General features: G+C 38.1%; 27 protein-coding genes. 16 read left to right on the top strand and 11 right to left on the bottom strand.

Features of this window, described 5'->3' with window-relative positions; translation table 11 throughout:
• The 3 genes from HVN35_08330 to HVN35_08320 form a co-directional block, all read right to left on the bottom strand.
• The coding region (locus tag HVN35_08330; GenBank protein ID NYB52547.1) for a hypothetical protein at positions 1-759 on the bottom strand (759 nt) is incomplete at its 3' end.
• 150 nt (positions 760-909) lie between these two features.
• The gene (gene sepF / locus HVN35_08325; protein ID NYB52546.1) at positions 910-1,263 is read right to left on the bottom strand and encodes a cell division protein SepF; all 354 of its coding nucleotides are present in this window, start codon (positions 1,261-1,263) and stop codon (positions 910-912) included.
• Positions 1,260-2,336, bottom strand: a complete 1,077-nt coding sequence (locus tag HVN35_08320) for a DUF1611 domain-containing protein (protein NYB52545.1) — start codon at positions 2,334-2,336, stop codon at positions 1,260-1,262. Before HVN35_08320 ends, sepF begins: the two co-directional genes overlap by 4 nt.
• Before the next feature lie 120 nt (positions 2,337-2,456).
• On the opposite strand from HVN35_08320, the gene HVN35_08315 reads away from it, so the two are divergent.
• The 3 genes from HVN35_08315 (at position 2,457) to HVN35_08305 (ending at position 4,776) form a co-directional block, all read left to right on the top strand.
• Positions 2,457-2,804, top strand: a complete 348-nt coding sequence (locus HVN35_08315; protein ID NYB52544.1) for a roadblock/LC7 domain-containing protein — start codon at positions 2,457-2,459, stop codon at positions 2,802-2,804.
• A 165-nt stretch (positions 2,805-2,969) separates the two neighbouring features.
• Positions 2,970-3,941: an AAA family ATPase gene (locus HVN35_08310; GenBank protein ID NYB52543.1), complete on the top strand. Its 972-nt coding sequence runs from the start codon at positions 2,970-2,972 to the stop codon at positions 3,939-3,941.
• Between the two features lie 259 nt (positions 3,942-4,200).
• Positions 4,201-4,776 carry a ZPR1 zinc finger domain-containing protein gene (locus tag HVN35_08305; GenBank protein NYB52542.1) on the top strand — a complete coding sequence of 192 codons (576 nt, stop codon included), beginning with the start codon at positions 4,201-4,203 and terminating at the stop codon, positions 4,774-4,776.
• 151 nt (positions 4,777-4,927) lie between these two features.
• On the opposite strand, the gene HVN35_08300 is transcribed toward HVN35_08305, so the two are convergent.
• Complete coding sequence (locus tag HVN35_08300) at positions 4,928-5,332, bottom strand: hypothetical protein (GenBank protein ID NYB52541.1); 405 nt, start codon at positions 5,330-5,332, stop codon at positions 4,928-4,930.
• A gap of 283 nt (positions 5,333-5,615) precedes the next feature.
• Positions 5,616-6,455 carry a carboxylating nicotinate-nucleotide diphosphorylase gene (nadC, locus tag HVN35_08295; protein NYB52540.1) on the bottom strand — a complete coding sequence of 280 codons (840 nt, stop codon included), beginning with the start codon at positions 6,453-6,455 and terminating at the stop codon, positions 5,616-5,618.
• A 331-nt stretch (positions 6,456-6,786) separates the two neighbouring features.
• Between nadC and rnz the strand changes: the two genes are divergently transcribed.
• From rnz to HVN35_08245, 10 genes are all read left to right on the top strand, one after another.
• Positions 6,787-7,695, top strand: a complete 909-nt coding sequence (gene rnz, locus HVN35_08290; protein NYB52539.1) for a ribonuclease Z — start codon at positions 6,787-6,789, stop codon at positions 7,693-7,695.
• Positions 7,685-8,443, top strand: coding sequence for a mechanosensitive ion channel family protein (locus tag HVN35_08285; protein NYB52538.1), 759 nt, complete (start codon positions 7,685-7,687; stop codon positions 8,441-8,443). Before rnz ends, HVN35_08285 begins: the two co-directional genes overlap by 11 nt.
• Entirely contained in the window at positions 8,436-9,032 is a 597-nt protein-coding gene (locus HVN35_08280; protein NYB52537.1) for a class E sortase, read from the top strand. Before HVN35_08285 ends, HVN35_08280 begins: the two co-directional genes overlap by 8 nt.
• 399 nt (positions 9,033-9,431) lie before the next feature.
• Positions 9,432-9,683 (top strand): 4Fe-4S binding protein, encoded by a 252-nt coding sequence (locus HVN35_08275; GenBank protein NYB52536.1) that lies wholly within the window; start codon positions 9,432-9,434, stop codon positions 9,681-9,683.
• 10 nt (positions 9,684-9,693) lie between these two features.
• Positions 9,694-10,251: a hydrocarbon binding protein (contains V4R domain) gene (locus tag HVN35_08270; GenBank protein NYB52535.1), complete on the top strand. Its 558-nt coding sequence runs from the start codon at positions 9,694-9,696 to the stop codon at positions 10,249-10,251.
• Positions 10,251-11,162 (top strand): F420-nonreducing hydrogenase, encoded by a 912-nt coding sequence (locus HVN35_08265; GenBank protein ID NYB52534.1) that lies wholly within the window; start codon positions 10,251-10,253, stop codon positions 11,160-11,162. Before HVN35_08270 ends, HVN35_08265 begins: the two co-directional genes overlap by 1 nt.
• 21 nt (positions 11,163-11,183) lie before the next feature.
• On the top strand, positions 11,184-12,632 hold the full coding sequence (locus HVN35_08260) for a Ni/Fe hydrogenase subunit alpha (protein NYB52533.1): 1,449 nt from the start codon (positions 11,184-11,186) through the stop codon (positions 12,630-12,632).
• Positions 12,633-13,042: 410 nt separating this feature from the next.
• Positions 13,043-14,587 carry a hypothetical protein gene (locus tag HVN35_08255; protein ID NYB52532.1) on the top strand — a complete coding sequence of 515 codons (1,545 nt, stop codon included), beginning with the start codon at positions 13,043-13,045 and terminating at the stop codon, positions 14,585-14,587.
• Between the two features lie 324 nt (positions 14,588-14,911).
• Positions 14,912-15,877 (top strand): replication factor C small subunit, encoded by a 966-nt coding sequence (locus tag HVN35_08250; protein NYB52531.1) that lies wholly within the window; start codon positions 14,912-14,914, stop codon positions 15,875-15,877.
• Position 15,878: 1 nt separating this feature from the next.
• Positions 15,879-17,351 carry a replication factor C large subunit gene (locus HVN35_08245; protein ID NYB52530.1) on the top strand — a complete coding sequence of 491 codons (1,473 nt, stop codon included), beginning with the start codon at positions 15,879-15,881 and terminating at the stop codon, positions 17,349-17,351.
• Positions 17,352-17,423: 72 nt separating this feature from the next.
• On the opposite strand, the gene HVN35_08240 is transcribed toward HVN35_08245, so the two are convergent.
• From HVN35_08240 to HVN35_08225, 4 genes are all read right to left on the bottom strand, one after another.
• Complete coding sequence (locus tag HVN35_08240) at positions 17,424-18,773, bottom strand: magnesium transporter (GenBank protein NYB52529.1); 1,350 nt, start codon at positions 18,771-18,773, stop codon at positions 17,424-17,426.
• Between the two features lie 120 nt (positions 18,774-18,893).
• Entirely contained in the window at positions 18,894-19,331 is a 438-nt protein-coding gene (locus tag HVN35_08235; protein NYB52528.1) for an Lrp/AsnC family transcriptional regulator, read from the bottom strand.
• A gap of 243 nt (positions 19,332-19,574) precedes the next feature.
• Positions 19,575-20,147, bottom strand: a complete 573-nt coding sequence (locus tag HVN35_08230) for a potassium channel family protein (protein ID NYB52527.1) — start codon at positions 20,145-20,147, stop codon at positions 19,575-19,577.
• A 141-nt stretch (positions 20,148-20,288) separates the two neighbouring features.
• A complete protein-coding gene (locus tag HVN35_08225) occupies positions 20,289-20,993 on the bottom strand; it encodes an ATPase (protein NYB52526.1) in 705 nt (234 codons plus the stop codon).
• A gap of 161 nt (positions 20,994-21,154) precedes the next feature.
• Here HVN35_08225 and HVN35_08220 point away from each other — a divergent pair, with 161 nt between their 5' ends.
• Positions 21,155-22,087 carry a hypothetical protein gene (locus tag HVN35_08220; protein ID NYB52525.1) on the top strand — a complete coding sequence of 311 codons (933 nt, stop codon included), beginning with the start codon at positions 21,155-21,157 and terminating at the stop codon, positions 22,085-22,087.
• Between the two features lie 96 nt (positions 22,088-22,183).
• Here HVN35_08220 and HVN35_08215 read toward each other — a convergent pair whose 3' ends face one another.
• Entirely contained in the window at positions 22,184-23,059 is an 876-nt protein-coding gene (locus tag HVN35_08215; GenBank protein ID NYB52524.1) for a DUF368 domain-containing protein, read from the bottom strand.
• Positions 23,060-23,241: 182 nt separating this feature from the next.
• Between HVN35_08215 and HVN35_08210 the strand changes: the two genes are divergently transcribed.
• Both HVN35_08210 and HVN35_08205 read left to right on the top strand, forming a co-directional pair.
• Positions 23,242-23,856 (top strand): DedA family protein, encoded by a 615-nt coding sequence (locus HVN35_08210; GenBank protein NYB52523.1) that lies wholly within the window; start codon positions 23,242-23,244, stop codon positions 23,854-23,856.
• A 475-nt stretch (positions 23,857-24,331) separates the two neighbouring features.
• Positions 24,332-25,288 (top strand): M48 family metalloprotease, encoded by a 957-nt coding sequence (locus tag HVN35_08205; GenBank protein NYB52522.1) that lies wholly within the window; start codon positions 24,332-24,334, stop codon positions 25,286-25,288.
• A gap of 222 nt (positions 25,289-25,510) precedes the next feature.
• Here the strand turns inward: HVN35_08205 and HVN35_08200 are convergent, their stop codons facing one another.
• A complete protein-coding gene (locus HVN35_08200) occupies positions 25,511-26,131 on the bottom strand; it encodes a S24/S26 family peptidase (GenBank protein NYB52521.1) in 621 nt (206 codons plus the stop codon).
• Positions 26,132-26,155: the final 24 nt, after the last annotated feature.

The following is a 26,155-nucleotide window of genomic DNA, read 5'->3' as shown; positions in this document are numbered from 1 at the left end:
CTCCTTAACCTCAGGCTCCTTAACCTCAGGCTCCTTAACCTCAGGCTCCTTAACCTCAGATTCCTTAACCTCAGGCTCCTTAACCTCAGGCTCCTTAACCTCAGATTCCTTAACCTCAGGCTCCTTAACCTCAGATTCCTTAACCTCAGGCTCCTTAACCTCAGATTCCTTAACCTCAGATTCCTTAACCTCAGATTCCTTAACCTCAGATTCCTTAACCTCAGATTCCTTAACCTCAGATTCCTTAACCTCAGGCTCCTTAACCTCAGGCTCCTTAACCTCAGATTCCTTAACCTCAGATTCCTTAACCTCAGATTCCTTAACCTCAGATTCCTTAACCTCAGATTCCTTAACCTCAGATTCCTTAACCTCAGATTCCTTAACCTCAGATTCGGTTGTTTCTGTCTTTTTAAGTTCACCAATTACATCGTACACTTTAGAGTCTGCATCAAGTTTGTAGGGTTTATTGAGATCCAGAAGATAATCCACCTGCGCAGATCCTATGTCAAAAACCTCAATTAAAGTATTAGCATTTTCTAGAGCAGAATTTATTTTCTCGATAGCTTCCAGTTTAGCATGCCCTTCGTAAGATGCAGCAACCTGTTTACCCTCTTTAAATAGAATATACCCCTCTTCTGATTGAGAAGTTACTCTAATAAATCCATTTTTACGATCCTTAGCCAATTCTTCCAGTAGTTTAGGGAATTCCAGCTCATCCGCATACGAAACCTTTGATGGTTTAGTTATGGGCATTTCCATTTGTACATCTCCCCATATCCTTAACAATTTATAAAATCTATATTCAATTTAACCCCAATATTAATTTTGATAAATAAATATAATAATATACTTTCATTAAATAAAGTTTCACAAAATTTCGATATATTTCAATATAATACTTACTTTCACTTACTTTCGAATCAACTTTATTTCTGCAGGAGTAACAATTATAATATTGCGACCATTTTTACAAAGCAAAATAGCTTCTCCACCATTATTATCCCGAAATGCCTTTAATTTTTCACCTGCTAATTTAAAATCATCTGGAGAATCTTTTTCCAAGATGCTGATATCCATTATAATTGGATTTTTTTCTTCCAAGACTTGGGAGAGGGCATAGTCAAATTCATCAAGATTATGAATCTTCATTAATATTATCTCATAGAAAGAGTGTTCCGGAACAATTATTGTTTCCTGATCTTCTTTTCCTTCATCTTCTTCCAAGCCAAGATTTTTCTTTAGATAATCCATCACGTCCTTCATTTTGCAACGTCCCCTATACCTATATATTCAGTTATTGCATCTAATAATATTGACGCCCCACCCTGGAAAATATCCACTACTGGAAGACCATATTTTTTGGTGTATTCTGAAAAAAGATCTGCCTTTGCCTTATCCTTGGTGAAATTTCTTAAGTTTAGAGAAATCCCCACTACTTTTGTGGGTTCCATGGCTTCAATCGCTTTTATCTCCTGTTTGATGCCAACAGGGTGACGGTAGGGGTGGTTGAATCTATGGCAGACAATGGTTGCATCTGGTTGAGATCCTACCAAAATGGCTGCTGACAAACCTCTAGGATGAGGGTTTCCCCTTTCTGTGAGACTGGACTGTCCTTCCACAAATATAATGTCTGGATTTTTCTCTTCCTCCAGATAGCGTATGCTTCCCATCACTGCTGAAGCAACATCCATAACCGATAAACTACCAGCTCTGAAATTGAGGTCAGCTGGCTGTTCTAATCCCATTTCATCTGTGGAAATAACAACAGGATTCAAACCTTTTTCCTGCGCAGTTTGTCCCAGTATACGAGTAGTAGTCCTCTTTCCACACTCTTGGGAAGTTCCTCCCACGAAGACAACTGGAGTTTTAGGTTTGTAATCAAGTTTAGGGAGAACTTCAGTACATGTTGATGGTGCTGTGCCAAATATTGACTTTACCACATCAAGACGTGGGCTTATCTCCTTTAAATGGACACCCTTGGACTTTGCAAATGCCTGTAAAGATTGGTTCCGATGCAAAGGGAGAGATCTGAAAGAACAAACCACATTCAAACCCATATCAATGGCCTGAACAGCATATTTCAGTGCAGATCCCTCTGCACCAATGGGTAACATTATGGCCACACTACGAGCACCAGTAACCCTAACCAACTCTCTTAGATCTGATGAAATAATATGGTTACAAAATTCCTGACCCTGTTTCGTCTTATTATCATCTATAAAACCAACAGACTCGATTCCGTTAAAATTGGCAAATTTTTCCCCACCTCCACCACAACCGATGATAATAAATGGGTTAAGTTCTTGTAAATCTTGAACAGAAGATACAAAATACAAAAGATCACTCCTCGAAATTTGGTGAAATAGGTGAAATATTACATTACTTATTTATTTAATAAATGTCAAACCATGATATATACTTTAGGTAGCATGTAAATTCTATTGTGGAGGCATATTATGATAGAAAGAATACTTAAAGATTTAGGCCGAATAAATGGGGTAAGCGGATCTCTGGTTGTAGGAAAAGATGGTTTGATCATCGAAAGCGAAGTTCCAACTGACATAGACTCTGAACTGGTAGCTGCAATGGCTTCTGCTGTATTTGGTACTGCCGAGCGTTCTGCTGAGGAAATGAAGCACGAACCACTTCAACAAGTCATGATCGAGGGTAGTAAAGGTAAAACCCTCATGATTGATGCAGGTGAAGGTATACTGGTAGTTATTGCAGAAATCGACATCAATCTTGGTCTCATCAGGATTGAAATGCGTCGCAGTGCTGAAAGAGTAGTGGAGTTCCTAGGTTAAATAAATCGGGCATGAGAAGATTGTCATAATTCCCAGAGAGCACTTGAACTCAGGACCCCATGATTATGCAATATAGTTTCGTTAAGCATCTATGCGTTGTTTATAATCGTGATTTAGTGATAGAACAGAGAAAATCATTGAAGTGGATTGCCAGGAGGTGTTAGTTTGAGAAAACCTTATGTAATCCTCATTGGAAGTGCTTCTGGGATAGGGAAGTCAACCATAGCTTCTGAGTTAGCTAAAGAGCTGGGTATTAAGCATCTTATTGAAACTGACTTTATTCGTGAAATTGTTAGGGGAATCATAGGACCAGACTATGCTCCCGCCCTACATAAGTCTTCATTTGATGCTTACACTACTCTGAAAGATAAGCAACGTTTTGATGGCAACAACGCCAGTTTGATAAGTGCTGGTTTTGAGGAACATGCTTCATTTGTAATTCCAGCCATTGAAAAGGTTATTAAACGGGCAGTGGATGACTACGATGATCTGGTAATCGAAGGAGTGCATCTTGTTCCAGGATTTTTAGATATTGAAAAATTCAAGGAAGATGCTTCCATCCACTTTTTCGTTCTTACTGCTGATGAAGAAGTACACAAAGAGCGCTTTGTGAAAAGAGCCATGAAGATCAAACGGGGAGGTAAACATCTTGAATATTTCAAGGAAAATAGAATAATTAACAATTATCTGGTTAAACAAGCACTGGAACATCGCATCCCTGTTATCAACAATTTGGGCATAGCCGATACCAAAAAGCGTATGCTCACCCTGATTAAGGAGATCTGTAAAGAGATGATCTTCCGCCATTCAGTGGATCAGTTGGAACTGGAAATTGACATCATACTGAACAAATATGGTGGTCGCATAATGGATGTTTCCTATTTCCTTCCCGGTTTTGGTGAGCCTCTGAAGAGAAAGGTAAATGTATATGATCCTGACGAAGCAAAAAGATTTGTAAAACTACTTCAGGAGAACCCTAAACGTAAAAAAGACTTGGAAGGCCTTTATGAACTTTCTGGAAATGTTCACCGACACAAGGTATGCGCACCTGATGAGGAAAGTCTTCAAGATATGATTAAAGAGCTGAAAGAAAAAGGGTTATTATATAAATATCATGAAAATGACGATGTGAAATAAAAGTCTTAAATATTATTTAATAATTCTTAATTTAATGATAATTAATATTTAATACTCAGGTATTTCTTAAAAAGGATAATATAATTCAATGATCAATACATTTTTTCGATATATCTAAATTGTCATTTTTAGTTTTAAGATTTGTAATATCTACTTAATCTTTAATTTCTTAATATGTTAATTTAATATCTTAGATACCTAGTTTAATCATCTATAATTATCTACAATAAACTAATTAATTGATTAGGAGTCGTGTAATTTGAGTAAAATGTTTGCTGACTGCCCTATCTGTGGTAAAACACAGTGTATGGAAGTCACCACCAAAACCGAAAAGATCCCATATTTTGGAGAGATTATGGAATCAACCATGCTATGTACCGAATGTGGTTATAAACATGCTGACACCATTTGTATTGACCAGAAAGACCCAGTCAAGTATACGTTGACAATTGGCAAAGAGACTTTAAACGCAAGGGTAGTTAAATCTCAATCAACCACTATCACCATACCTGAAATCGGGCTTAAAGTGGAACCCGGACCTCAATCACAGGGATATGTTTCTAATGTTGAAGGTGTACTCGAGCGTTTTGAAAAAGCAGTGAAAACTGCACTTTCATGGGCAGAAAATGACCATGTGAAAAAGAATGCCGTGGATATACTGGAATATATTGAAGAAGTGAAAAATGGTAAAAAAAAGGTTACACTCATCCTAGAGGATCCCTTTGGACATAGTCTGATTTTACATGAAAATGCTCAAAAGAGCGAATTGAAAGATGAAGAAATTAAAAAATTGAAAACAGGTTTTACCACCTTTGAAAGTGGAGATTTAAAATAAATTTGAAGTGGATTGAAGTTGAAGCGCATCGATTTGAAGTAAATTTTTACTGAAAACAGATAACTTAAATCTTTTAAGTGAAAATAAGTTTTAAGTGAAAATAAGGCCAATAAATGACTTTGGATAAAAATAAAAGGATTGAAGAATTAAATTAATCCATAAAAGCAGGATCTTGTTCTTCTTCATAGACATCCTTTAACTTCAGTGTTCTTTTTACATCCATAGATAGAGCATCACAATCAGCCTTAATAGCATGCAAGTGCATTAATATTCGCTTTTTCTCCTCATTTATCCTTTCTATATTTTGGTAAGGATATATGGATTCTTTAAGCATTTCATATTCTATGGTGGTATAGGGATATTCGTTAAGCTGTTCACAGACTTTTACCAGCACCTCACCCAGGAACTTGTTCATCTCAACTTTAACCCGTTCCCGGATCATTTTATCCTTGTCAAGATTCTGCTTCATCAGACGTACGACTTCGGCTTTGGCGAAAGGAAGTTCTTCTCCTTCCTCTTTTTCAGAATTTTCTTCTACAGTTTCATCTGACTCAATTTCATCATTTTCTTCCCCAATAATTTCTTCAGTAAATTCATCTTCTCGTTCGTCGTACATAGAATTTCTCCTTGTCTTAACTTTAACTTAACTTTAAAATTCTCTTTTTCTTTGTCTAATGCTATGTTAATGTTGTTATATAAAGGTATTGTTAAACGATGCTTTACGTGCAAAAATTATGGTGATTTTTAACCATAACTTAATAATAATCAAAGTAAAAATAAAAAATTATTGTAATATATGGATAAATACTGAAACTTAATTAGTAAATGGTGTATATGGGCTAATTGAGTTTTACTAATTCCAAACTCAAGTCCAATGATCTGGCAGAATGGGTTATGTATCCTGTGGAAATGACATCGACTCCTGTCTTAGCATACTCCATTATATTTTCTGAAGTAATGCCACCAGATAATTCAACAATTACATTTTCACGAAGGTTTTCCCTTGAAAGAACCATTAAAACTTTTTCAACCTCTTTCGGAGTCATATTATCTAACATTATAATATCTACACCCGCATTTGCAGCTAGTAATGCATCATCCAGGGTTTCTACTTCAATTTCGATTTTCTTGGTGAAACTAGCATAATTTCGGGCGCGGGATACAGCTTCAGCCACCCCACCCACCAGTGCAAGATGATTATCTTTGATTAAGATACAATCATCTAACCTGTATCTGTGTGTATCACCACCACCACATCGGATGGCATTTTTCTCAAAAAACTGGAGCCCCGGTGTTGTTTTACGAGTTCCAGCAACTAAAACATGGGGATTTACACTGCGTACTTTTTTGATCAATTGGGAAGTTAAAGTGGCAATGCCACTCATTCTCATCATGAGGTTAAGAACTGTCCTTTCTGTACTCAGGATACTGCGCGGATCACCTGAGACTTCCATAATTATTTGACCAGGTTTTATTTTATCCCCATCATTAACTTTGATTTCAGTTTCAACGGAAAATTCATTAAAAATAGAGAATGCCATCTGTACTCCGGCAATTATTCCTTCTTCTTTAGCTATAATATGGCCATTTGCATGTAATCCAGGAGGTATTAATGCATTAGTGGTTATATCCTCAAAGCCAATATCATCATACACCAGGTCAGCTAAATTTTGCCTCATGAAATGAACCACCTAACCTTTTTATTAAAGATAAAAATCCGTAATGCACATTTTTATAATATCTATGTTAATTTCTATGTTTAAACATTAATATTGTCAATGTTCAAACTTATTATCCTTGATTATAACATACCCTTCAAAGCATTAAATTCAACTAGTTTTCAACTATATAAAATAAAGAATATAAATTTTCCACAGTTTTATATTAAAAATAACACACTGGTCATTAAGTAATAGTAATATCAAGATAAAATCATCTTAAGATATAAATTACAGTGAAATTTTAAATGATTATATAATCTAAATGAATATTAGAATCCGGTGAATCAAGATGGAGTTAATATTTTTAGGCACCTCCTCTGCACTCCCCACCCCCAACAGAAACCATTCTTCTATTGCTCTAAAGGCTTTTGGGGAGATTATGCTCTTTGATTGTGGAGAAGGAACCCAGCGCCAAATGGCTCGAATTAAATTGAGCCCCATGAAAGTTAATAATATTTTCATCACCCACCTGCACGGTGACCACTTTCTAGGACTTCCTGGAATGATCCAATCAATGGCATTCCGCGGAAGGAAGGAACCTTTACATATTTACGGGCCAAAAGGAATCAATGAAACTGTCCATAATATTAAAAATTTAGGTTTCTATTCCCTATCCTTCCAAATAAATGCCCATGAAGTAGAAGAAGGCGTGGTTGCAGAAACAGATGAATACTTGATAAAGTGCTGTCCCACTCACCACTCCATAGTTAACCTTGCTTATTCAGTAGAAGAAAAAAGATCTCCCAAGTTCTTAAAGGAAAAAGCTATAAAATTAGGACTGGAACCCGGACCTGATTTTGGCAAACTGCAGAGAGGTATTTCTGTAGAAGTTGACGGGAGGCTAATTGAACCAGAAGAAGTTCTTGGTCCAGAGCGAAGGGGCCGTAAAATAGTTTACTCCGGAGATACCAGGCCTTGTTTGGAAATGGTTGATTTCGCTAAACATGCCAATGTTCTTATCCATGAATCAACATTTGAATCGTCACAAGAAGTTAAAGCCCGTGAAACAGGACATTCCACCACTACTCAAGCTGCTGAAATTGCCAAAAAGGCAGAAGTTTCTCTATTAATCCTTTCTCATATAAGCACTCGTTACAGAGATAGTAACCTCCTAAAAGAAGAAGCTAATCAGATTTTTGACCAGGTGATGGTTGCTGAAGATTTTAAAGTAATAGAGGTGGAAAGAAATGGTGGTTGACACTGACCCATTCTATATTAATCTTATCAAGATTGCAGTGATTTTATTATCCTCATTTATCCTTATCAAATGGTCCATGTACATTGTTAAAAGAACTGGTAACAGACTGAATATGGAAGCCACTTTGATTCAGGTTTTAAACGAAATAATAAAGTATTCCATAATTGCAGTGACCATTACTGTTGTTTTAAAAGAAATTGGATGGGATGTAAGTGCCATAGTGCTCAGCTTAGGTATTGTAGGTGTGGCTGTTGGTTTTGCTGCAAGAGATACCATATCCAATTTCATTGCAGGAATGTTTATACTGGCTGATAAAAGTTTCAAGGTAGGTGATATTCTTGAAATGTCTGGACAAAGGGGTAAAGTGGTTAAACTTGGTTTAAGAGTTACCACTATCAAAACAGTGGATAATAAAATCATCACTATCCCCAACTCCACGTTCTCCAAAAATGTTTATGTGAATCACACCTCTTTAGAAACCCGGAGGGTGGGATTGGATATTAACATACCCTATGAAAATAAACTGGAAGAAACTGTTAACTCACTGGTAAAGGCAGCATCAGAATGTTCATGGGCACTTAGTGAACCAAAGCCTAATGTTCTTATAAAAGAAATGACAGATATGGGTATTAGGGCATCTTTGAATGTTTGGGTCAGTGACCCCTGGAAAGTTGCCACTTACAGAAGTCAATTGGCCCTGAAGGTTAAGGATCTTTTGGTTGGGAAAGATGTGGGAGAAAATGGCTAGCTATAAGATCATTTCTGTCCTGATAGTATCTGTTTGCGTTTTAGTGTCTGCAGGGATAGTAGTTACTGGCTATCAGCAAATGCAAAATGTAACTCAAGCTCAGAAAAGTGTTAAAACTTATCAGGAAAGAATGAGTAACCCTGTTGATGCACTTGACCCCACAGATATTGCCAGTTCATATACCAATGCCCAATTAATTATTCCAAAGCTTAATGTTAGTGCAACTATCCGTTCTGATACTGTGAATGCATATAATGCTGTTTATCATTATCCTTCCAGTGTTATGCCAGGTAAACCTGGAGAGTGCGGTATTTTAGGCCATCGCACAAGGTATTCTGGATTATTTAAGAACATAGCTTCTTTGAAAATCGGGGACCAGGCTATTATCAAAGATTATTCTCAGAGAAAGAAATATGTTTACGCGGTAAGCTCCAATGGCGAAGATATCCGTTGGGACTACAAAACAAACCCTATCCGGTTTTCTCAGGAAGGAGAACCTCGTTTATTGATTGTTACCTGTTATCCTCCAGGTAAAAAAGAAGCAGCATGGATCACTCACTTTAAACTGGTATCAAGTAGTGATTTATAATTCTCATGTAATTTAAAATCAACAATGCCTATTTAATTAGCTATTGAATTGAGATGTATTCTTTTATTTTACTACAGTTTAGTAAACATATTAGTCCCTTGAAGAATATTAAATAATAAAAAATAAGCAATTTATGACATAAATCATGAAAAAAAGTAACTCAATTTATATATTTCAATAGAATAGGCCCTGAACTGTTGATTACACAATACTTATTAGTAATAAATATTTATATTATTAACGAATATTCATGAGATATTCTGAGGTGTAGTTATAACACTTATTAATGATGATTGTCTATTATTTAAGTAAAGTAATATTCATGTAAAAATTAAAAGAAAAAAATAAAATCAATAAAGGAGACATAGATGGTTCAAAATCTGGAAAAGAGGCGTTAAAATGGTTGAAATCCTAATAGATGAAGATGCATGTGTTGGATGCGGATCCTGTGTGGATGACTGTCCCAATGACGTGTACAAGATGAATGAGGAAAGATGGAAAACCGAAGTGATCAAGGCCGAGGACTGCATGGCCTGTCTATCCTGCCACGAGATCTGCCCTGCCCAGGCCATGACACACAAAGACATCCACGTGGCCAAAAGACTGTACATTGACCGCAGAGTAAACCATGTCCTGGAAAGGATAATCTGAGGGATTAAAAATGGATATGAAAAACACTACAGAGGATTTAGGTACATTCAAACCAGAATTAATCCCCAAAGAAACTGGGGGAGACATCGATGACTATGAAGATGCACTGCATGTGCTGATGAAATTCATGGGATCCATGTCCAGTGCCCTGGAACAGGTTTCAGGAAGAGGTGCCAACGCCATTGTTTATCAGGCAGGTAAACGCATGGGACACGATGCCGCCAAAATGATGGAAAAAACGGATGATTTGGAAAAAGCCTTATACGAAATGGGTGAAGTCTTGGGACACGAATTCTACTATGTGAAATGGAAACCATCGGGTCAGGACAGCTACGTTATTGAAAAAGAAAATCAACTCGAAGTAAAACTTCTTTTCATGGACTGTGTTGTAAGACAGACCCTGCGAAGAACGGGATTACCCCAGAAAGGCCCATTATGTTACCTTTTATATGGTTACACAGTCGGAGCTATTGAAGAAATTATGGATGTTAAAGGAAAATTAGACATTGACCATGTTGGACCCAACGCATGTCTTAAAACACTTACCATCAAATGGGGTGGTAAATAATGGTAAAAATAGCCCTAGAAGCCCTGGCCAGTTGCTCAGGATGCGAAATCTCCATACTAGACCTTCACGAAGATCTGGTAAAATTACTGGACCAGGCTGAAATCGTATACGCACCTATAATAATGGATGTGAAGGAAGTACCAGATGACATTGACATAGCCATTGTATCTGGCTCTGTTAGGAACGCTGAAAACAAGGAAAGACTGGAAGAACTCCGGGAAAAATCAAAATATCTGATTGCATACGGAACCTGCGCATGCTATGGAGGAATAACAGGTATGGCAGACCTCTATACACCAGAAGAAGTAACTTCACGTACTTACTCCGACAACCCAAGTACGGTTCCTGCTGAACTACCTAACGAAGTAGTCCCAGAACTTTTAAGTATAGTTCACCCAGCAGCAGACTTCACATTTATTGATGGTTTCATACCTGGCTGTCCACCAAAAGAACAACTAACTCACGACATACTTATACCACTCATCAACGACGAAGCACCTGATGTTCCCAAGAAAAGTGTGTGTGCAGACTGCCACCGTGAAATGGAACACATTGAATTTGATAAAATACACCGCAGAATTGAAGGTGACCCCAAACCCGGACAATGCTTCCTGAGCCAGGGATATGTTTGTCTGGGTTCAGTAACTCTAGGTCGTTGCGGTGCACTGTGCACTGAAGCCGGAATTCCGTGTCACGGCTGCGGAGGACCTTCACTTGACGTTTTAAGGGAACCAAGCCACGATATCTACAACGGAGTTATCAAGAGAATTGCACACCTTTCCAAGATGCCAGAAAAAGATGTGGAGAAGCAACTTTATGATATTGGACACGTTATCTACGGATTCGTGATTGGAAGTACCACCATGGAGGATAAACAGGTTTCACTTATCCCACAACTGGTTAAAAAGTGAAACAAGATAAAAGGTGAAATTATGAAAAACATCGAAATAAGCCCTGTAAGCCGGATAGAAGGCCACGCAAAGATCACGGTACAGGTTGATGATGCCGGTAACGTGGCTGATGCCCATTTTCATGTGATGGAAATCAGGGGATTTGAAAAATTCCTGGAAGGTGCAGCAGTAGAGGAAGCACCACGAATCACTCCCCGTATATGTGGTATTTGTCAAACCGCACACCACCTGGCTGCAGCCAAAGCTACCGACATGGTTTTCGGATTGGAAGTACCCGAAACCGCTAAAAAGCTAAGGGAACTTATGTTACTGGGACAATACATTCACTCCCATTCATTACACTTCTACTTCTTGGGTGCCCCTGACCTGGTTTTGGGTCCAGAGTCAGACCCTGCAATGCGTAATGTCATTGGAATTTTGAAGAGCAACCCTGACCTGGCCATGATGGCCATTAAAACCAGAAAAATAGGTCAGAAAATAACCGAAGTAGTGGGAGGTAAACCCATCAGCCCGGTTACTGCCATACCCGGAGGACAATCCAGGGGAATAACAACCGAACAACAAGCCGAGCTATTATCACAATCCAAAGAAGCTATTGGCCTTATAGAACAGGGGGTTGAAGTAGCTAAACCTTTATTCTCACAGTATGCTGAGGCCATAGAAGCACTGGGTCCTGTTGAAAGCCATTTCGGAGCTCTGACCAATGGAGGTGCCATAGAGTTCTATGATGGACCTGCCAAGATCATTGACAAATCAGGGAACCAAGTATATGAATTTGAAGCCGCAGATTACTTGGATTATATTGAAGAAAAGGTACAGCCCTGGTCCTACCTGAAATTTCCCTACTTGAAGCAGATTGGATTCCCAGATGGGAACTACCGTGTGGGTCCACTGGCCCGACTTAACGTGGTTGATACTATTCCAACTGAAAAAGCATCTGCACTGTATGGTGAGTACAAAGATAATTACGGAATAGCTCAAAACGCATTACTCTATCATTACGCACGTTTAATTGAACTAATGTATGCAGCAGAAAGGGCAGTGCAGATTTTAGAAGATGATAGTATAACCGGTACTGATCTGCGTCAGCAACTTTCTGAACCATTGATGACCAAAGAAGAAGCCAAAGAATCCAGTGAAACTAAAAGAGGAGTGGGGATGATAGAAGCAACTCGTGGAATCCTTATACATGACTATGAAACAGATGCCGCAGGATTCATTAACCGGGCCAATCTCATTGTTTCCACAGGACAGAACAACCTTTCCATGGACATAGGAGTTAGGGAAACTGCTAAAGAAATGATCCATGGTGAAGAGGTTTCAGAAGGACTTAAAAACAAGCTGGAGATGATTGTAAGGGCATATGACCCCTGCCTGTCATGTGCAACCCACGCCATTGATGGAAGTTCACCTTTACAGGTGGATATCTACGATAGCGAGGGTCAGCTCCTTAAAAAACACTTGATTTAGAGGTTTATATTAAAACCTCTAATTATTCTAATTTTTATATATTAGGCTTTAATATTGGCTTGAATTAATATTGGCTGGAATCAAAATTTTTTAAAGTAGAAAACTTGGAACAATTTGTGGTTCTAAAACCATCTTAAACAAGTTCTGTACTATCATATTCCAGAATCTTTGTTATAAATTCATTTTATTTAAAAATCTTTTTTAATTTACCTTAATTCATCGATTTTCACTTTAAATCTAATTTAATAAAACAATCTAGGGATTCTAATAATATATTTTTTTACAATCTCTGTGAACTATCCAACACCGTTCCACTTTAGTAAGTGATGATAAACGATAAGCATAATAAAAAGATGGTGCAAAAAATAGTTTATAATGTTAATAATTATCTTTATTAAAGCAGTGATGGAATGATTGACACCCAATTAAAGACCCAACTGGAAAAGGCCTCTTTGGATCTTGAAAAGACTCAGGGAGTGGAAGGGATTCTTATTGTGGCCAGTGATGGTCGTATTTTACATCATAACTTACGTGTAGATGTGGATATCAACCTCTTCGGCCCAATGTCCCATGTTATTTCTAATTCATCCCACCGGCTTTTAAACTCATCTGGTCAGGGAGAAATGGAAAGAGTCCTGGTAGAGTCATCAGGAGGAAAAGCACTGTTTTTAGGCCTTGAAAAAGCTCATTTCATAATTTTAATGCAGGATTCTGCCAATGTTGGCCTCGTTCTGGTGAAGGCGAAAAGAGCATCTAAAATCATCAATGAAACAACTCAGGACCTCGAATTAGAGGTCCCCACAGAAATACCAGAAGTAACTGAAGGAGTAAGTGAAGAAGCTTCCGAAGAAATAACCGAAAAATCTGAAGAAATCTCTGTAAAAACTGATGAAATTTCAGAAGAAATAGTCAAAACAGCCAAAGAAATCCCAGAGGAAATATCTGCAACACATGAAGTAATAAGAGAAGTAGAAGAAGCACCGGAAAAGATTCCTGAAGCTATCTCTAAATTACCAGTTGATGAGACACCTGTTGAAGAAATGGCAGTGAAAGAAGAAAGTAGTTCTATAGGGATAAAGGCTGATGAAACTGGTGAAATTAAGGAAGAAGTTGCAGAAGAAGTCGTCCGGAAACCTCCTGCAGAACCCGTTGTAGAATCTAAAGAAGAAATAAGCAAAGAATTTATATCAGAGCGTGTTGCAGAATCTGCTAACTTTGAATCTCCGGATGTTGAACATGAATCTGAAAGTGCAGAGATGGGAGAATCAAAAGAAGTAGGATTAAAAGTAGCGCAGGAAACTATTGAACCCCAGACTGAAATTGCAAAATCTGAACTTGAAATTCCAGAGGCTGAACCTGAATCAGTGAAAAATGAATTGCAAACAGTTGATATCAAGCCTGAAACTGTGGAAACTGAAACAGACACTGTAAAAGAAGAGGTTGAAGAGGACAAACCCTCCATACCCACAGTTAGACCACCCATATCATTCCCATCCCTTCCAGAATATGTGGAAGTTCCTGATGACCCTGAAAAACGTTCGGATTTGATATTAGAGATTTACGATAAGATTTTCCTGGCCATGTCCATGGGTGCTGCCAAGATTATGGGAGTTGCACCTGCTCGAGGATTAACCAAACAGTTCCTGCCCTTTGAAAAGTGCCAGAGGCTTCTTCAAAATGTTGATCTTAAGAGTAATGCCACCATTGACTTTGCTCAGATTAAGAAAAACGCTGCAAAAATCCCATTAGAAGAAAGGGAAGAAATATTCATCCGGGATTTCAGTCGTATGATAGAAATCATAACTGAAAACTATGGTCGAGTCATGGGATACGAAGCTTTCCGGGGTATGGTTCGGTCTGAGTTCCTGGCTATCAAAAAATCTTACGGAGATGCCATGGATGAACTCAAAATCAAACAGAACATGCACCCTGAAATTGCCATATTATTCTCTTAATTAATTCTCTTAATTATATTTGTTAATTTTACAAAATAACCCTATTACAAATTTAAATTTTCCTTTTTCTAATTTTCATTAAATTAAACTATTCAAAAAACCATTTAAAAACCCTGAACCTGTTAATAACAATATTATATCCTGTTTTTATTAATAAACTGAATAATATTAAGTAAATAGTAAAGTTGAATGTAATTACTTAAAATTAAAACTTTTTAAAATAACAGTTACATATGATGAACTGTGATAGAAAACTAAGTCTCTTGAAAAATTTATTTTCAATATTTTTCAATATTATACTTGAAATAAAAAACGGTGATAATCATGAATGGACCATGGGTGGAGAAGTACCGACCACAAACCCTGGATGAGGTTGTAGGTCAAGATCATATTATACAAAGACTTAAACAGTACATAAACGATGAGAGTATGCCTAATCTCATGTTCACTGGCCCGGCAGGAGTGGGAAAAACCACCACTGCAATTGCACTGGCCAAAGCCATGCTGGGTGAATACTGGAAGCAGAACTTCCTGGAATTAAATGCATCTGATGCCAGGGGTATAGACACTGTACGTAAGGATATTAAAAATTTCTGCCGTTTGAAGGCAGTAGGTGCTCCTTTCAGGATCATATTCCTGGATGAAGTGGACAACATGACCAAGGATGCCCAGCATGCCCTGCGCCGTGAAATGGAAATGTACACCAAAACATCATCCTTTATCCTTTCCTGTAACTATTCATCCAAGATCATAGACCCTATCCAATCCAGATGTGCTATTTTCCGTTTCGCACCCATCAAAGGACACCAGATTATCAAAAGACTGGAAAAAATCGCTGCATCAGAAAGTGTGAACTATGCACCTGGAACCCTGGAAAGTATTGTTTACTTTGCAGAGGGTGACATGCGCCGGGCAGTGAATATCCTACAGGCAACTGCATCCATGGGTGAGGAAATAACTGAGGATAATGTTCATGAGGTGGTTTCCAAGGCCAAACCCAAGGATGTGAGACGTATAGTCAACCTGGCAATGGACGGGGATTTCATGGGAGCTCGTGACCTTCTAAGGGAGGTTATGGTGGTTCAGGGAACCAGTGGTGAAGACATGGTTACCCAAGTTTACCAGGAAGTGTCCAGAATGGCTATGGACGAACTTATAGGGAGCCAGGAGTACATAGATCTGGTTGAACAGATTGGAGAATATGATTTCAGGATAAGGGAAGGTGCAAATCCTCGAATCCAACTGGAAGCTCTTCTGACTAAATTTTTACCCAAAGAAAAGGCAGATTAGAATGTTATGGACTGAAAAATACCGTCCCCAGAAGATGGATGAGGTTCTGGGAAATAAAAAGGCGGTGGAAGAAGTTGATGAATGGGTGGAAGGCTGGGAACATGGGCACCCCCAGAAATGTCTACTACTCATTGGACCTCCGGGCACTGGTAAAACCACCCTGGCCCATTTAATTTCAGTTTACTTTTCTGATCACATTGAACTCAATGCCAGTGACAAGAGATCCTTCGATATAATCATGGACACCATTGGAGAGGCATCCTCCTCTTCATCTCTCTTTGGGAAGGGTAGGAAGCTTATTATACTGGATGAGGTGGATGGACTTCATGGTAATGAGGATCGTGGTGGTATCCGTGCCATAAACAAGATCATCAAGGAAGGTCATCATCCCATTATAATGATGGCCAATGATCCTTACAGCAAACGAATAACCAGTTTAAAATCCAAATGTAAGGTTATCAATATCCGCAAGGTGCACACCAACTCTATTGTGGCCTTACTCAAAAAGATTTGTGTTAAGGAGGGTGTTGACTTTGAAGAGCACGTACTCCGCACCCTGGCCAAAAGATCACGCGGGGATCTCCGGTCAGCCATTAACGACTTGCAGGTGATTGCCCAGGGAAAGGATAAAATCACCTCTCAGGATTTGGATATCATATCTGAAAAGGATAACATTAACAACATATTTGATTCCATACGCACTGTTCTTAAAAGCAAGAACCCTAAAAGAATCAGAGATGCCCTTCGTTTGGAAGCAGAACCTGGTTTTATCCTGGAACAGATCACGGAAAACATTCCCCGGGAATATGAAAAGGCAGAGGAAATTGAGAAGGCATATGATAGAGTGGCAGAGGCAGATATGTACCTGGGGAGAGCCTTCCATACCAGACATTATGGTTACTGGAAGTATAGCTACGACCTCATGGGCGTGGGGGTGGCCCTGGCCAAGGATGAAACCTATAAGAAGTTCTCCAGATATGCCAGTTCCACCTTTTACAGTAAACTATCAAAGAACAGGGCAAAGAGGGATCTCAGAGACCGGGTCGCAGCCAAGATGGGGGAACGTATGCATACCTCCCGTAAGGTGGCCATCGAGCAATTCCCCTACTATGAAATAATGTTTGAAGAGGATGAACTGGCCCGTGATCTGGCTGATTACTTTGATCTGGATGATGCTGAGGTTAAACAGTTCCGTAGGAGGAAAATTAAAAATAGAAAGGCGAAAAAAGCATCACCTGTGAAATCTAAGCGAAAACCTGCTGGAAAAAGGTCAGCTAAATCCACTGAAAAAACTACTTCCAAAAAAACCACCAAGACAAAGAAATCTGAAACCAAGAAGATTTCAAAAAATGCACCCCACCCTGAATCGAAGGAAATGAAGAATAATGGAGGCCAATCCGAGGATAAAAATAATTCCAGGAAGTCTCAATCCAAAGAAAAAGGAAAACAAGTTTCTCTTTTTAGTTTTAAATAATGTTTCCCTATTTTTTTAATGCTTTTTTTGTCAATACTCCAACCATGCTAAAAGAAACTATTTTAAAACCCGTTAAACGGCTACTCCCAATGTGAAGATTACCATCATCACCAGAAAGGTGTTGGCCACCGGGTCAGTTATACTGGTGGATAAAGGTATTACGATGTTATCTGGATCAAGGCCTTTCCTGTAGGAAAATGTGTTGAGGTAAAATGCAATTAGTAGCATTATTGGAGTAAGCATTAATCCAGCGGATGTGCTGATGAAAACCATTTTAGCAAGTTCTAAAGATTCAACACCAACGGCTAATGAACCGAAATAGGCTAAAATACCAATTAAGGGGTAAATGATTATGGCCAGGATTATGATAATGGCAAAATTCCTCAGTGCTCCTTCTGTTGGTCTTAATGATGATTCTATAGAACCAATGTGTAAACCAGAAGATAATCTGGCCCCCAGGATACTTACCAAGTCTCCGCTTTCACCTGAAAACAGTGGCACTAGAGCCAGGATACTGGGATTACTTAAAATGGTGGAAAAGCTACCGTTTAAAATGGTACCTGCAGTGGTTCCAAATAGTGACGAAAGGAATAAGGTGGGAGTACTGTGCACCATAATCTTCTTAAGATGAACTCCTCTGTTGATTCCGTATAGGAAACCCACAATACCAATTATAATAAATATTACAAATAAAATTGTGTCAGCGTAGCCATTCCTTATCCATAAAAGTATTTGCACAGCTAAAAGGATTGAAGGAATAGTAAAAAGGTCTCCAGAGGCTGCAATCAAGGGTGTAGTAACGTTATCAGGGTCCCATCCATTTTCATAGCTTTTAATGGAAATCAGAATGGTGGCTGGTAACAGTAGCGCCCCGGAAAAAATTCCTCCCAGAACTGAGATTACTGTGAAGTCCACTATACTGATACTCTCAAATCCCAGGAGAATACAAAAACCCTTAGCAGCGAATGCCAGAAAAATGGACATGATAACCGTTAAGATCATGGCAGATATTATGTTCTGGTTTAAAACTGGTGATTTTTTTAATTCCGGCGTTAAAGTACCAATATGGAGGTTCGAACCAAGTCTTGACCCTAATGCTCCGAATATGTTTCCTCTCATCCCGATTGCCCCTGGGATAAGAACTATAAGGCCAGGAAGTATTTCCAGTGTGTTGGTCATTCCACTTAATACTATACCGGCTATTAAATCACCAATAGCACATATAAAAAGAGCAACGAATGTTTCTCCTAAAACCCGGGAAACTTCTCTGAAAAACTTCGTAAACTTACCACTAATGATGAATGGAATCTTGAGAATCTTTAAAGACCTTTTTGAAACTAGCACAGCTAATTTTACCATCCAATCTAGAATGGTGTGTACTATGTCGCCAATAATCTTCAATAGTTTCTCTGTCCATTTCACCTAAACACCCTAAAATTACAGTACTAGCTGATTTTACGGAATATAATTCAAATAAAAACCCTGAATCATTACTATTGCCAGTTATAATTTGATTTTCCCACATTTATATCGTTTCATCCTTTAAAGTGCTGGGATATCCTCTTTAACTCTTTCCATTACTATCATCTCAGTTAAATCTTCAACACCGTCAATTGACCGTATTTTCGAATTGATCAATTGATTTAAATCCTCAATACTCTTTACCCAGACTTTAATCAATATATCATATTCTCCAGATACACTATAAACTTCTGACACTTCTTTAAGACGAGAGAGTTCCTCCTTTACTAATTCATGCCTTTCGGACTCTGTCTGGATAATGATAATGGAAGTTATCTCCAGACCAACTTTCTGCCAGTCAGGTATCAAAGTGTAACGTTTTATGATGTTACTCTCCAATTTTTTCAGCCTGTTGGAAATGGTGGCATCAGGAATATCAATTTCTTTTGACATTTGGGAGATAGTAATTCTCGAATTTTTAATCAAAGAGCGGAGTATAGCCAAATCTACATCATCCATTTTTTATCCAACACCTTTTAATGTCCTGGAAAGAAGATATATTCACATGTACTTATAAATGTTTGGGAAAATTACCAAAAAAATTGGGAATAAATGAGTAATTTTCTAAAATCACAAGCAATATTTAGAAATTTCAAAATATTAGAGTGAAAAAGTAAAAAGAGTGAAAAGGTAGTAAAGGAATTATTATGGTAAAAGATTTTTTAAAAAATTGTTTAAAGTTTACCAACAAATTTTTTCCTATCAGTCTTCAGCAAATTCTTCGTATTCAAGATCTTCTAGCTTAGTTTCCCCATTGGCAAGTTGGATGAGAAGGGACCTACCAGTTTCGTATCCTTTAGCTATAAGTGTGTCCCCCACAGATAGCATGGTGTTTTTATCAGGCCCATAAATCCAGGATTCATTTCGCCTTATAGCTATAACAGTCATCCCAGTCCTTGTGGCGAGTAAAAGTTCTCCTAAAGATTTATCAGCTAATTCTGAGCCTTCAGATAATTTAACCCTCATTATGACTTCATCTGACTCTTCCATAACCATCTTAAAAACAGGGTGTGGTTTCATATCCTTAAGAACCAGATCAGCTATGTCTTTTGCTGAGTCAGCTATGGTTTCAGCAGCTTCCCCTACTTCCAGTAGAGCAGTTAACTTTTCAGCATCCTCCACTGTTCTAGCAGCAAGGAGTGATTCTTTCTTAATTTGATAATTAAGCCTATTAACTTTGTTTTCAAGTTTTATAACCTCTTCTGCAGCGTCTTTACTGTTGAAAAGTAGTGCAGAATATGCTAAATCAACCATTAATTCGGACATGTTCTTCATTTCAATCAGAATGTCCTTTATACTTTTAGGCACCTTTCATCCTCCGGATATATTCTAGGTTTAATAATCTATAATAGGGATACTTTAAAAACTTTTTCACTTTCTTCAAGATAGGACAATATCCTTGCTGATTCGTTTCCATTACCTGTTTATCTTTATATACATCGCAGATCGCATCATCTTCTCCCTTACATCCGGAATATAAGTCTCCAGAAACTCCAACATTTCCCTGTGAATCCCATAAGATTCATCAACTGAACATTTCAATCCTTCGATCTCGATCCAAGACTCGATCCATGAAAATGGAACGTTAATAAAGGGGTAAATCAGGCGCAAACCATTATTTTGAGTTCTAGAACTTAGAAGCTCTAAATTATCACCATGGATCATAAGATCCAGTATATGTTCTACTTCTTCATCCATGGTAAGGGGCAGGGCCACTGCATCTACTTTTAGTTCTTCTCCATCTATATTCTGAACTTTCATGAGACTGAAATCGAGTTCAGGGATAATGATTAACTCCACACCATACTTGCGGGTGTAAGGCTCCAGGACCGTTCTCAGGGTTAGATCTACACAATTTGAAGAACCGGAGATTAATATCTTATCATGAGGATTCAGTGCAGTTTTGAGTACTCGGGAAGCTCTGGTGCAGATCTTCTGGAAAACCTTGGATCTTTTGACCTCGTAGTCTGGGAAGTGCTCCAGAAATACCTCCTCCTTTCGGCGTGAAAACCGGGACAACTTTAGATTATTAATATAAACCTTCCCATCCATTATACTGACGAATCTGGTTTCCACACCATTTTCCTGGAGGAATTTCACCACTTCTTGCCTCATCATCATGACCATCAACATTAAATGAAATTTTTTTTTATTTTTTTTTTATCTCAATATCAAATGGTTTTTTAATGGTTTTTGAATAATTTTATTTGAGATTTTTTATTAATAAGCTTGGATAATATTATAGCAAATATAAGTTTTTTAAAACAAGAAGAGGGGTTGTTATGTTCAAGTTCTTCCGGAGTAAATCAGAGGATGAGAAGGATGGTAAATTTCTGGAAATAGAAGTAACCGAACCAGTAGACTGTCTGTGTGATTTTACCTTCAACTTCCACTGGCAACATAAGGGAGAGAAGTTAGACCCATCATGGAAAATCCCTGGAAATGATTTAACCTTTGGTGAAGTGGTGGAACACCTTAAAGATAAGGGTAATGTACGTATCAATGGTGATGCCGGTCACCGCCTGGCTTCAAGTATGGGTGTGGACCTTCAGTACTTCGGAGGAACAGGTAAGGACATTCCAGTGGGAGATGTCTATGTGGAGGGAGATATTGACACCCGAATGGGGATCAGCATGACCCGGGGAAATATTTATGTTAAAGGAGAGGTTAAAGAGCCAATGGGAAACCTGGTCGAAGTAAAATCCAACCAAAAAGGTTACAGAAAGTTTAGAAGCATTACTGACATTGTTACCAATGGCTTGGGAGGAGATAAATTAATTGGCTGCCAATTTGTCGGGAAAAAGTTTATTATTGATGATGGAACAGTGAAAGATACTGTAGGTGCTCGTTTGAATGTTGATGCTGAGATAGTTAAAAATGGAGATGTTGATCTGTCCACTGGAATACTCATGAGGAATGGTACCGTCCGTATAAATGGAAATGCAGGTAAAAATACTGGTGCACTCTTAAACGGTGGTACAGTGATCATTAATGGAGATACTGATGACTTCACCGCCATCGACATGATCAAAGGTAATATACTTATCAACGGAAATGCAGGGAAGTTTTTAGCAGCTAATAAAAAGATGGGAATTATTCTTGCCAAAAAAGGAAGCCCCATACCACCAGCCCAAGAGAAACCACTTCAAAGTAGCGACCAGCAACTTTTAATAGCTCACGGTTTCAATTCCACTGGTTTTAAGAAGTTTGAGTAGAAAAACGAACTAAATAATAATTAGAAAAAGGACCGAATAATATTTTAGTATCCTTTAAAGGTTAATTTTTAAAAATAAGATATTCTAGGAGTTTTTTTAAGCCTCCCAATGCAGATGGTATTTTTCAAACTGTCTTTCCAGGACAACTACCAAAACAAAACCTATCACTGCTGCCACTATTACCGGGATAACGGAGTCCATAGTGGTTACTATTTTAGTATAGGGAAGCCTTAGGGTTCCCACCATCAAACCCACCAGGAATGCCATGGTCACGGATTTGTGATGCTGCAGAAGATAGTCCAGGAGTCGGGAGAAGGATAAAATACCTATTACAGCACCCAAACAAAAGGCAATGATATCTGGAAATTTCAGCTGATTTAAGGCTGCCAGCATGTACTCGTACTGGTTTAGAAGAAGCAGTAAAAAAGCTCCGGAGATTCCTGGGAGTATCATGGCACAGATGGCCACCATTCCCGATAGGAATATGACTGGCAGTGAGTGGTTGGCTTGTATAGGGTTTAATCCCACAAATATTATGGCAAAAACAAGACCAAATACCAGAAATATGATATTCTTTAAATTAACCTCATCAACATGTTTGTATACAAAACCTGCCGAGGCTAAGATGAGGCCAAAGAAGAAAGCAAATGTGGGGGCGGTGTACACCGTCAGCATGACCGTCATGATCTTGGACATGGTTAAAACTGCCACACCTATACCTGACAGTAAAGGTATGAATAAATTGAAATCCCATTTGAGGAGTTCTTCCTTTGATTTAGCAAAATCCCCCTTTAAGGCTGCTATAAGGAAGTTAGCATTTATCTGGCTAATGGCATGAACCAGTCTCTGGTATATGCCGGTGATCAACGCCATGGTGCCTCCGGAAACTCCAGGAATAACATCCGCAGTGCCCATTAGCAATCCACGAAGGAATATTAGAATAGTATCTTTGTATATCTCAATTTTTCTCATTATCTGAATCTCCTAAACACAACATTTAAATCTCTAATCCATAAATCATAACCTAAACTCGTATATCGTAACTACTAAAAAAACATTTTTCAAACCGAAAAAATTCCAATTATCCTTGGAATATTAATTCTATTAATCTTAATTATTTGAGGTAATAAATATAATAAGAGGTTTCTTTTTCAATGTTCAGCCCAATAGAATATTTAAGTGAAACAGTAATCCATTTAATAGAATCATTAGGTTACTGGGGTGTTTTCATAGGAATGACCATCGAAAGTGCTTGCATACCACTTCCCAGTGAAATAATAATGCCTTTTGCAGGATATGTTGTTTGGGAAGGTCAAATGACACTTTGGGGGATTACTTTGATTGGAACCCTGGGAAACCTTCTCGGTTCTTTGATAGCTTACTTTGTGGGTTTAAAGGGAGGCAGGCCTCTTTTAGAAACTTATGGTAAATATATTTTCATAACCAAAAGCAGATTAAACCTGGCTGATGAATGGTTCGCCAAATATGGGCACGAAGCAGTGCTCATAAGCCGATTTATACCCGGAATACGCACTTTTATCTCACTTCCTGCGGGTATAGCCAATATGGATCTCAAAAAATTTAGCATATACACTTTTTTTGGTTCTCTACCCTGGTGCTTTGCCCTTGGATATGTGGGATTCTTAATGGGTCCTCAGTGGGAAAATATTAAAGGTTACATGCATCTATTTGATACAGTAGTTGGAGTAGGTGTTGTGGTTTTCTTAGCATATCTTTTATATCATTACCACAAAAAAGCATATCCTTGAAAAAAGAATTTAAAAGACCAGTTTAGATGTTTGATTTACAAATTGATAAACCCTTGAAAAATCAATATCGGTTTTTCGATTTGAACATTATTCCAACAGTGGTTAGAAAAAAAACTAGATCCATACTAAAATTCCAAATCACAGAATTATAATGAAAATATTGCTTTAGAACATACAAATAAAAAAAATTCTACTATTTGAATTAACTATTGGAAAACTTCACTAATGGTCATAGGGGCTGTAAAGTTATTGGGGTGTTGAGTGATATTTGTAAACAATCTTTGCTTTAATATGGTTTGTTTGGTGAAAGAACCATTATAAACAAATATAAAATCTTGATGAACAGTGTAAAACCCATTAAATTTACAGTCCCAGGGTAATAGTAATATTTATATACTTTATTCACTATTATTAAACGGCTGAAAAATATTTTATAGAAGACTTAAAATGAAATCTTAAAGAGGTATGTGTAGAAATGAGAAGATTTTTGCTAACATTAAGACTCTGGTTAGCCACCGCACTACTATTTGGTATTTTATATGCGGTGATTACTGTAATATGCACTTTACTAGGCTTTGGAACCCCTTTGATATTTGCAGTAATGGCTGTGGTGGTGGTGCTGGCCCAGTACATGTTAGGTCCTAAAATGGTGGAGTCAGTGATGCATGTGCATTACGTGTCCCCCCAGGAAGCTCCTAACCTGCATTCCATGGTGGATGAACTGGCCATGAATGCCAATATTCCCAAACCCAAGGTGGGAATATCTGAAACCAGTATTCCCAATGCCTTCGCTTTCGGTCGGTCAAAAGGTGATGGGAGGGTCTGTGTTACCCGGGGGATCCTGAACCTCCTGGATGAAGAAGAATTGAAAGCAGTTCTGGGGCATGAAATCAGCCATATACGCCATCAGGATATGGCAGTGATGACCCTAATCAGTGTTATACCTCTCCTCTGTTACTGGATATTCATAAGCACCTTCTTCAGTAGGGATGGTGATGGTGATGCTGGACTCATTGGCATAGTTGCACTGGTAGGATACCTGCTAGGTCAATTACTGGTTTTATTCGTAAGCAGAGTCCGAGAGTACTACGCAGACCAGGGAAGTGTGGAGATTGGGGGTAAACCACATAAATTAGCCAGTGCCCTTTATAAACTGGTCTATGGATCCGTTAACCTGGATAAAAGAGAAGTTAAATCAGTAGAAGGAGTTAAAGCATTCTTTGTCAATGACATCTCAGATGCATCCCATGAAATCAGTGAACTCAAACAGGTGGATCTGGACATGGATGGTGTGATCAGCGAAACTGAACTGGCAGAGCTACGAGAAATGAAAACCAACATCAGCACCGGCAGTAAAATTATGGAATTACTATCCACCCATCCCAACATGGTTAAAAGGATTAAAAGATTGGCAGAATTAAGCAATACTTAACCTCATTTTTTAATAAATCCTTTAAATTTATTATTTTTATTTATTATTTTTTAAAATAAGAGAGTTCCTAGTAAATTACTCTGCAAATCATGACATTTAATTTCTAAAATTAATTTTTTTTAATTTGAATAAAAGAATTTGAAAAAAAAGATTTAAAAGGAGTTATCTGACATTATAGAATTTTATATGTCTTTAATAGAACTTTAACTACTCTAAAGTAATCTAATATTGCTTTACCACTCCCACAATATCGTTTCTGGAGACCCATGTATCCAGTGGTGTCTTTTGAATGGTTACCATTTGTTGAACACCGTTCACCACACGTATCTGGTTGCCAATGGTTTCCACCTGTCGGTTGTCACTTTTGAGATAAACCTGGTTTCCATTTATTTCAGCAATTCGCTTGACAATCAATTTGTATTCAGGATGCCGAGCTACTACCAAATCACCTACCTTGAAATCCGTGGTTTTTAGAACTACTATATTCTGACCATCCTGTAGGGTGGGTACCATGGAAGTTCCTTTAACAGTGGCTGGCATGGGAAGCTGGTCTTCACCGAACTGAGATTTAATGGTTACCTTTACTGTGAAATTATATTTACTGGCAATATTCTGCATATCCGTTTTTATAGAACCTACACTGCTATCTGCATCCTCCACATCTGCCAGTGCCTTGATCTTCATCTCCTGGAGCATGGCATCTGGAACCGGGAACCATGAGGATGATTGAACTACAACTTCAGTACCATTGGTTTTAATTGTTATCCCTGTGCTGTTATGATTGGCTGTTAGGTAAAAAAGAGATCCTGCAGCAGCTACTAGCACCAGTAATCCTATTATTATAAGGTTCCTATTTCTGAGTTTCAA

This window comes from Methanobacteriaceae archaeon, from assembly GCA_013403005.1.
Taxonomy (GTDB): domain Archaea; phylum Methanobacteriota; class Methanobacteria; order Methanobacteriales; family Methanobacteriaceae; genus Methanobacterium.
The sequence above is the reverse complement of the archived record's forward strand: the minus strand, read 5'-3'. Positions and strand labels throughout refer to the sequence as shown.

What these genes read in the sequence shown, in the direction of transcription:
- HVN35_08250 (NYB52531.1), top strand. Translation starts at nt 14,912, where the DNA reads ATGAATGGACCATGGGTGGAGAAGTACCGACCACAAACCCTGGATGAG.
- HVN35_08255 (NYB52532.1), top strand. Translation starts at nt 13,043, where the DNA reads ATGATTGACACCCAATTAAAGACCCAACTGGAAAAGGCCTCTTTGGAT.
- HVN35_08245 (NYB52530.1), top strand. Translation starts at nt 15,879, where the DNA reads ATGTTATGGACTGAAAAATACCGTCCCCAGAAGATGGATGAGGTTCTG.
- HVN35_08280 (NYB52537.1), top strand. Translation starts at nt 8,436, where the DNA reads ATGGCTAGCTATAAGATCATTTCTGTCCTGATAGTATCTGTTTGCGTT.
- HVN35_08260 (NYB52533.1), top strand. Translation starts at nt 11,184, where the DNA reads ATGAAAAACATCGAAATAAGCCCTGTAAGCCGGATAGAAGGCCACGCA.
- nadC (NYB52540.1), bottom strand. Translation starts at nt 6,455, where the DNA reads ATGAGGCAAAATTTAGCTGACCTGGTGTATGATGATATTGGCTTTGAG.
- HVN35_08315 (NYB52544.1), top strand. Translation starts at nt 2,457, where the DNA reads ATGATAGAAAGAATACTTAAAGATTTAGGCCGAATAAATGGGGTAAGC.
- HVN35_08230 (NYB52527.1), bottom strand. Translation starts at nt 20,147, where the DNA reads ATGAAGAACATGTCCGAATTAATGGTTGATTTAGCATATTCTGCACTA.
- HVN35_08270 (NYB52535.1), top strand. Translation starts at nt 9,694, where the DNA reads ATGGATATGAAAAACACTACAGAGGATTTAGGTACATTCAAACCAGAA.
- HVN35_08285 (NYB52538.1), top strand. Translation starts at nt 7,685, where the DNA reads ATGGTGGTTGACACTGACCCATTCTATATTAATCTTATCAAGATTGCA.
- rnz (NYB52539.1), top strand. Translation starts at nt 6,787, where the DNA reads ATGGAGTTAATATTTTTAGGCACCTCCTCTGCACTCCCCACCCCCAAC.
- HVN35_08225 (NYB52526.1), bottom strand. Translation starts at nt 20,993, where the DNA reads ATGATGATGAGGCAAGAAGTGGTGAAATTCCTCCAGGAAAATGGTGTG.
- HVN35_08215 (NYB52524.1), bottom strand. Translation starts at nt 23,059, where the DNA reads ATGAGAAAAATTGAGATATACAAAGATACTATTCTAATATTCCTTCGT.
- HVN35_08210 (NYB52523.1), top strand. Translation starts at nt 23,242, where the DNA reads ATGTTCAGCCCAATAGAATATTTAAGTGAAACAGTAATCCATTTAATA.
- sepF (NYB52546.1), bottom strand. Translation starts at nt 1,263, where the DNA reads ATGAAGGACGTGATGGATTATCTAAAGAAAAATCTTGGCTTGGAAGAA.
- HVN35_08275 (NYB52536.1), top strand. Translation starts at nt 9,432, where the DNA reads ATGGTTGAAATCCTAATAGATGAAGATGCATGTGTTGGATGCGGATCC.
- HVN35_08235 (NYB52528.1), bottom strand. Translation starts at nt 19,331, where the DNA reads ATGGATGATGTAGATTTGGCTATACTCCGCTCTTTGATTAAAAATTCG.
- HVN35_08265 (NYB52534.1), top strand. Translation starts at nt 10,251, where the DNA reads ATGGTAAAAATAGCCCTAGAAGCCCTGGCCAGTTGCTCAGGATGCGAA.
- HVN35_08205 (NYB52522.1), top strand. Translation starts at nt 24,332, where the DNA reads ATGAGAAGATTTTTGCTAACATTAAGACTCTGGTTAGCCACCGCACTA.
- HVN35_08220 (NYB52525.1), top strand. Translation starts at nt 21,155, where the DNA reads ATGTTCAAGTTCTTCCGGAGTAAATCAGAGGATGAGAAGGATGGTAAA.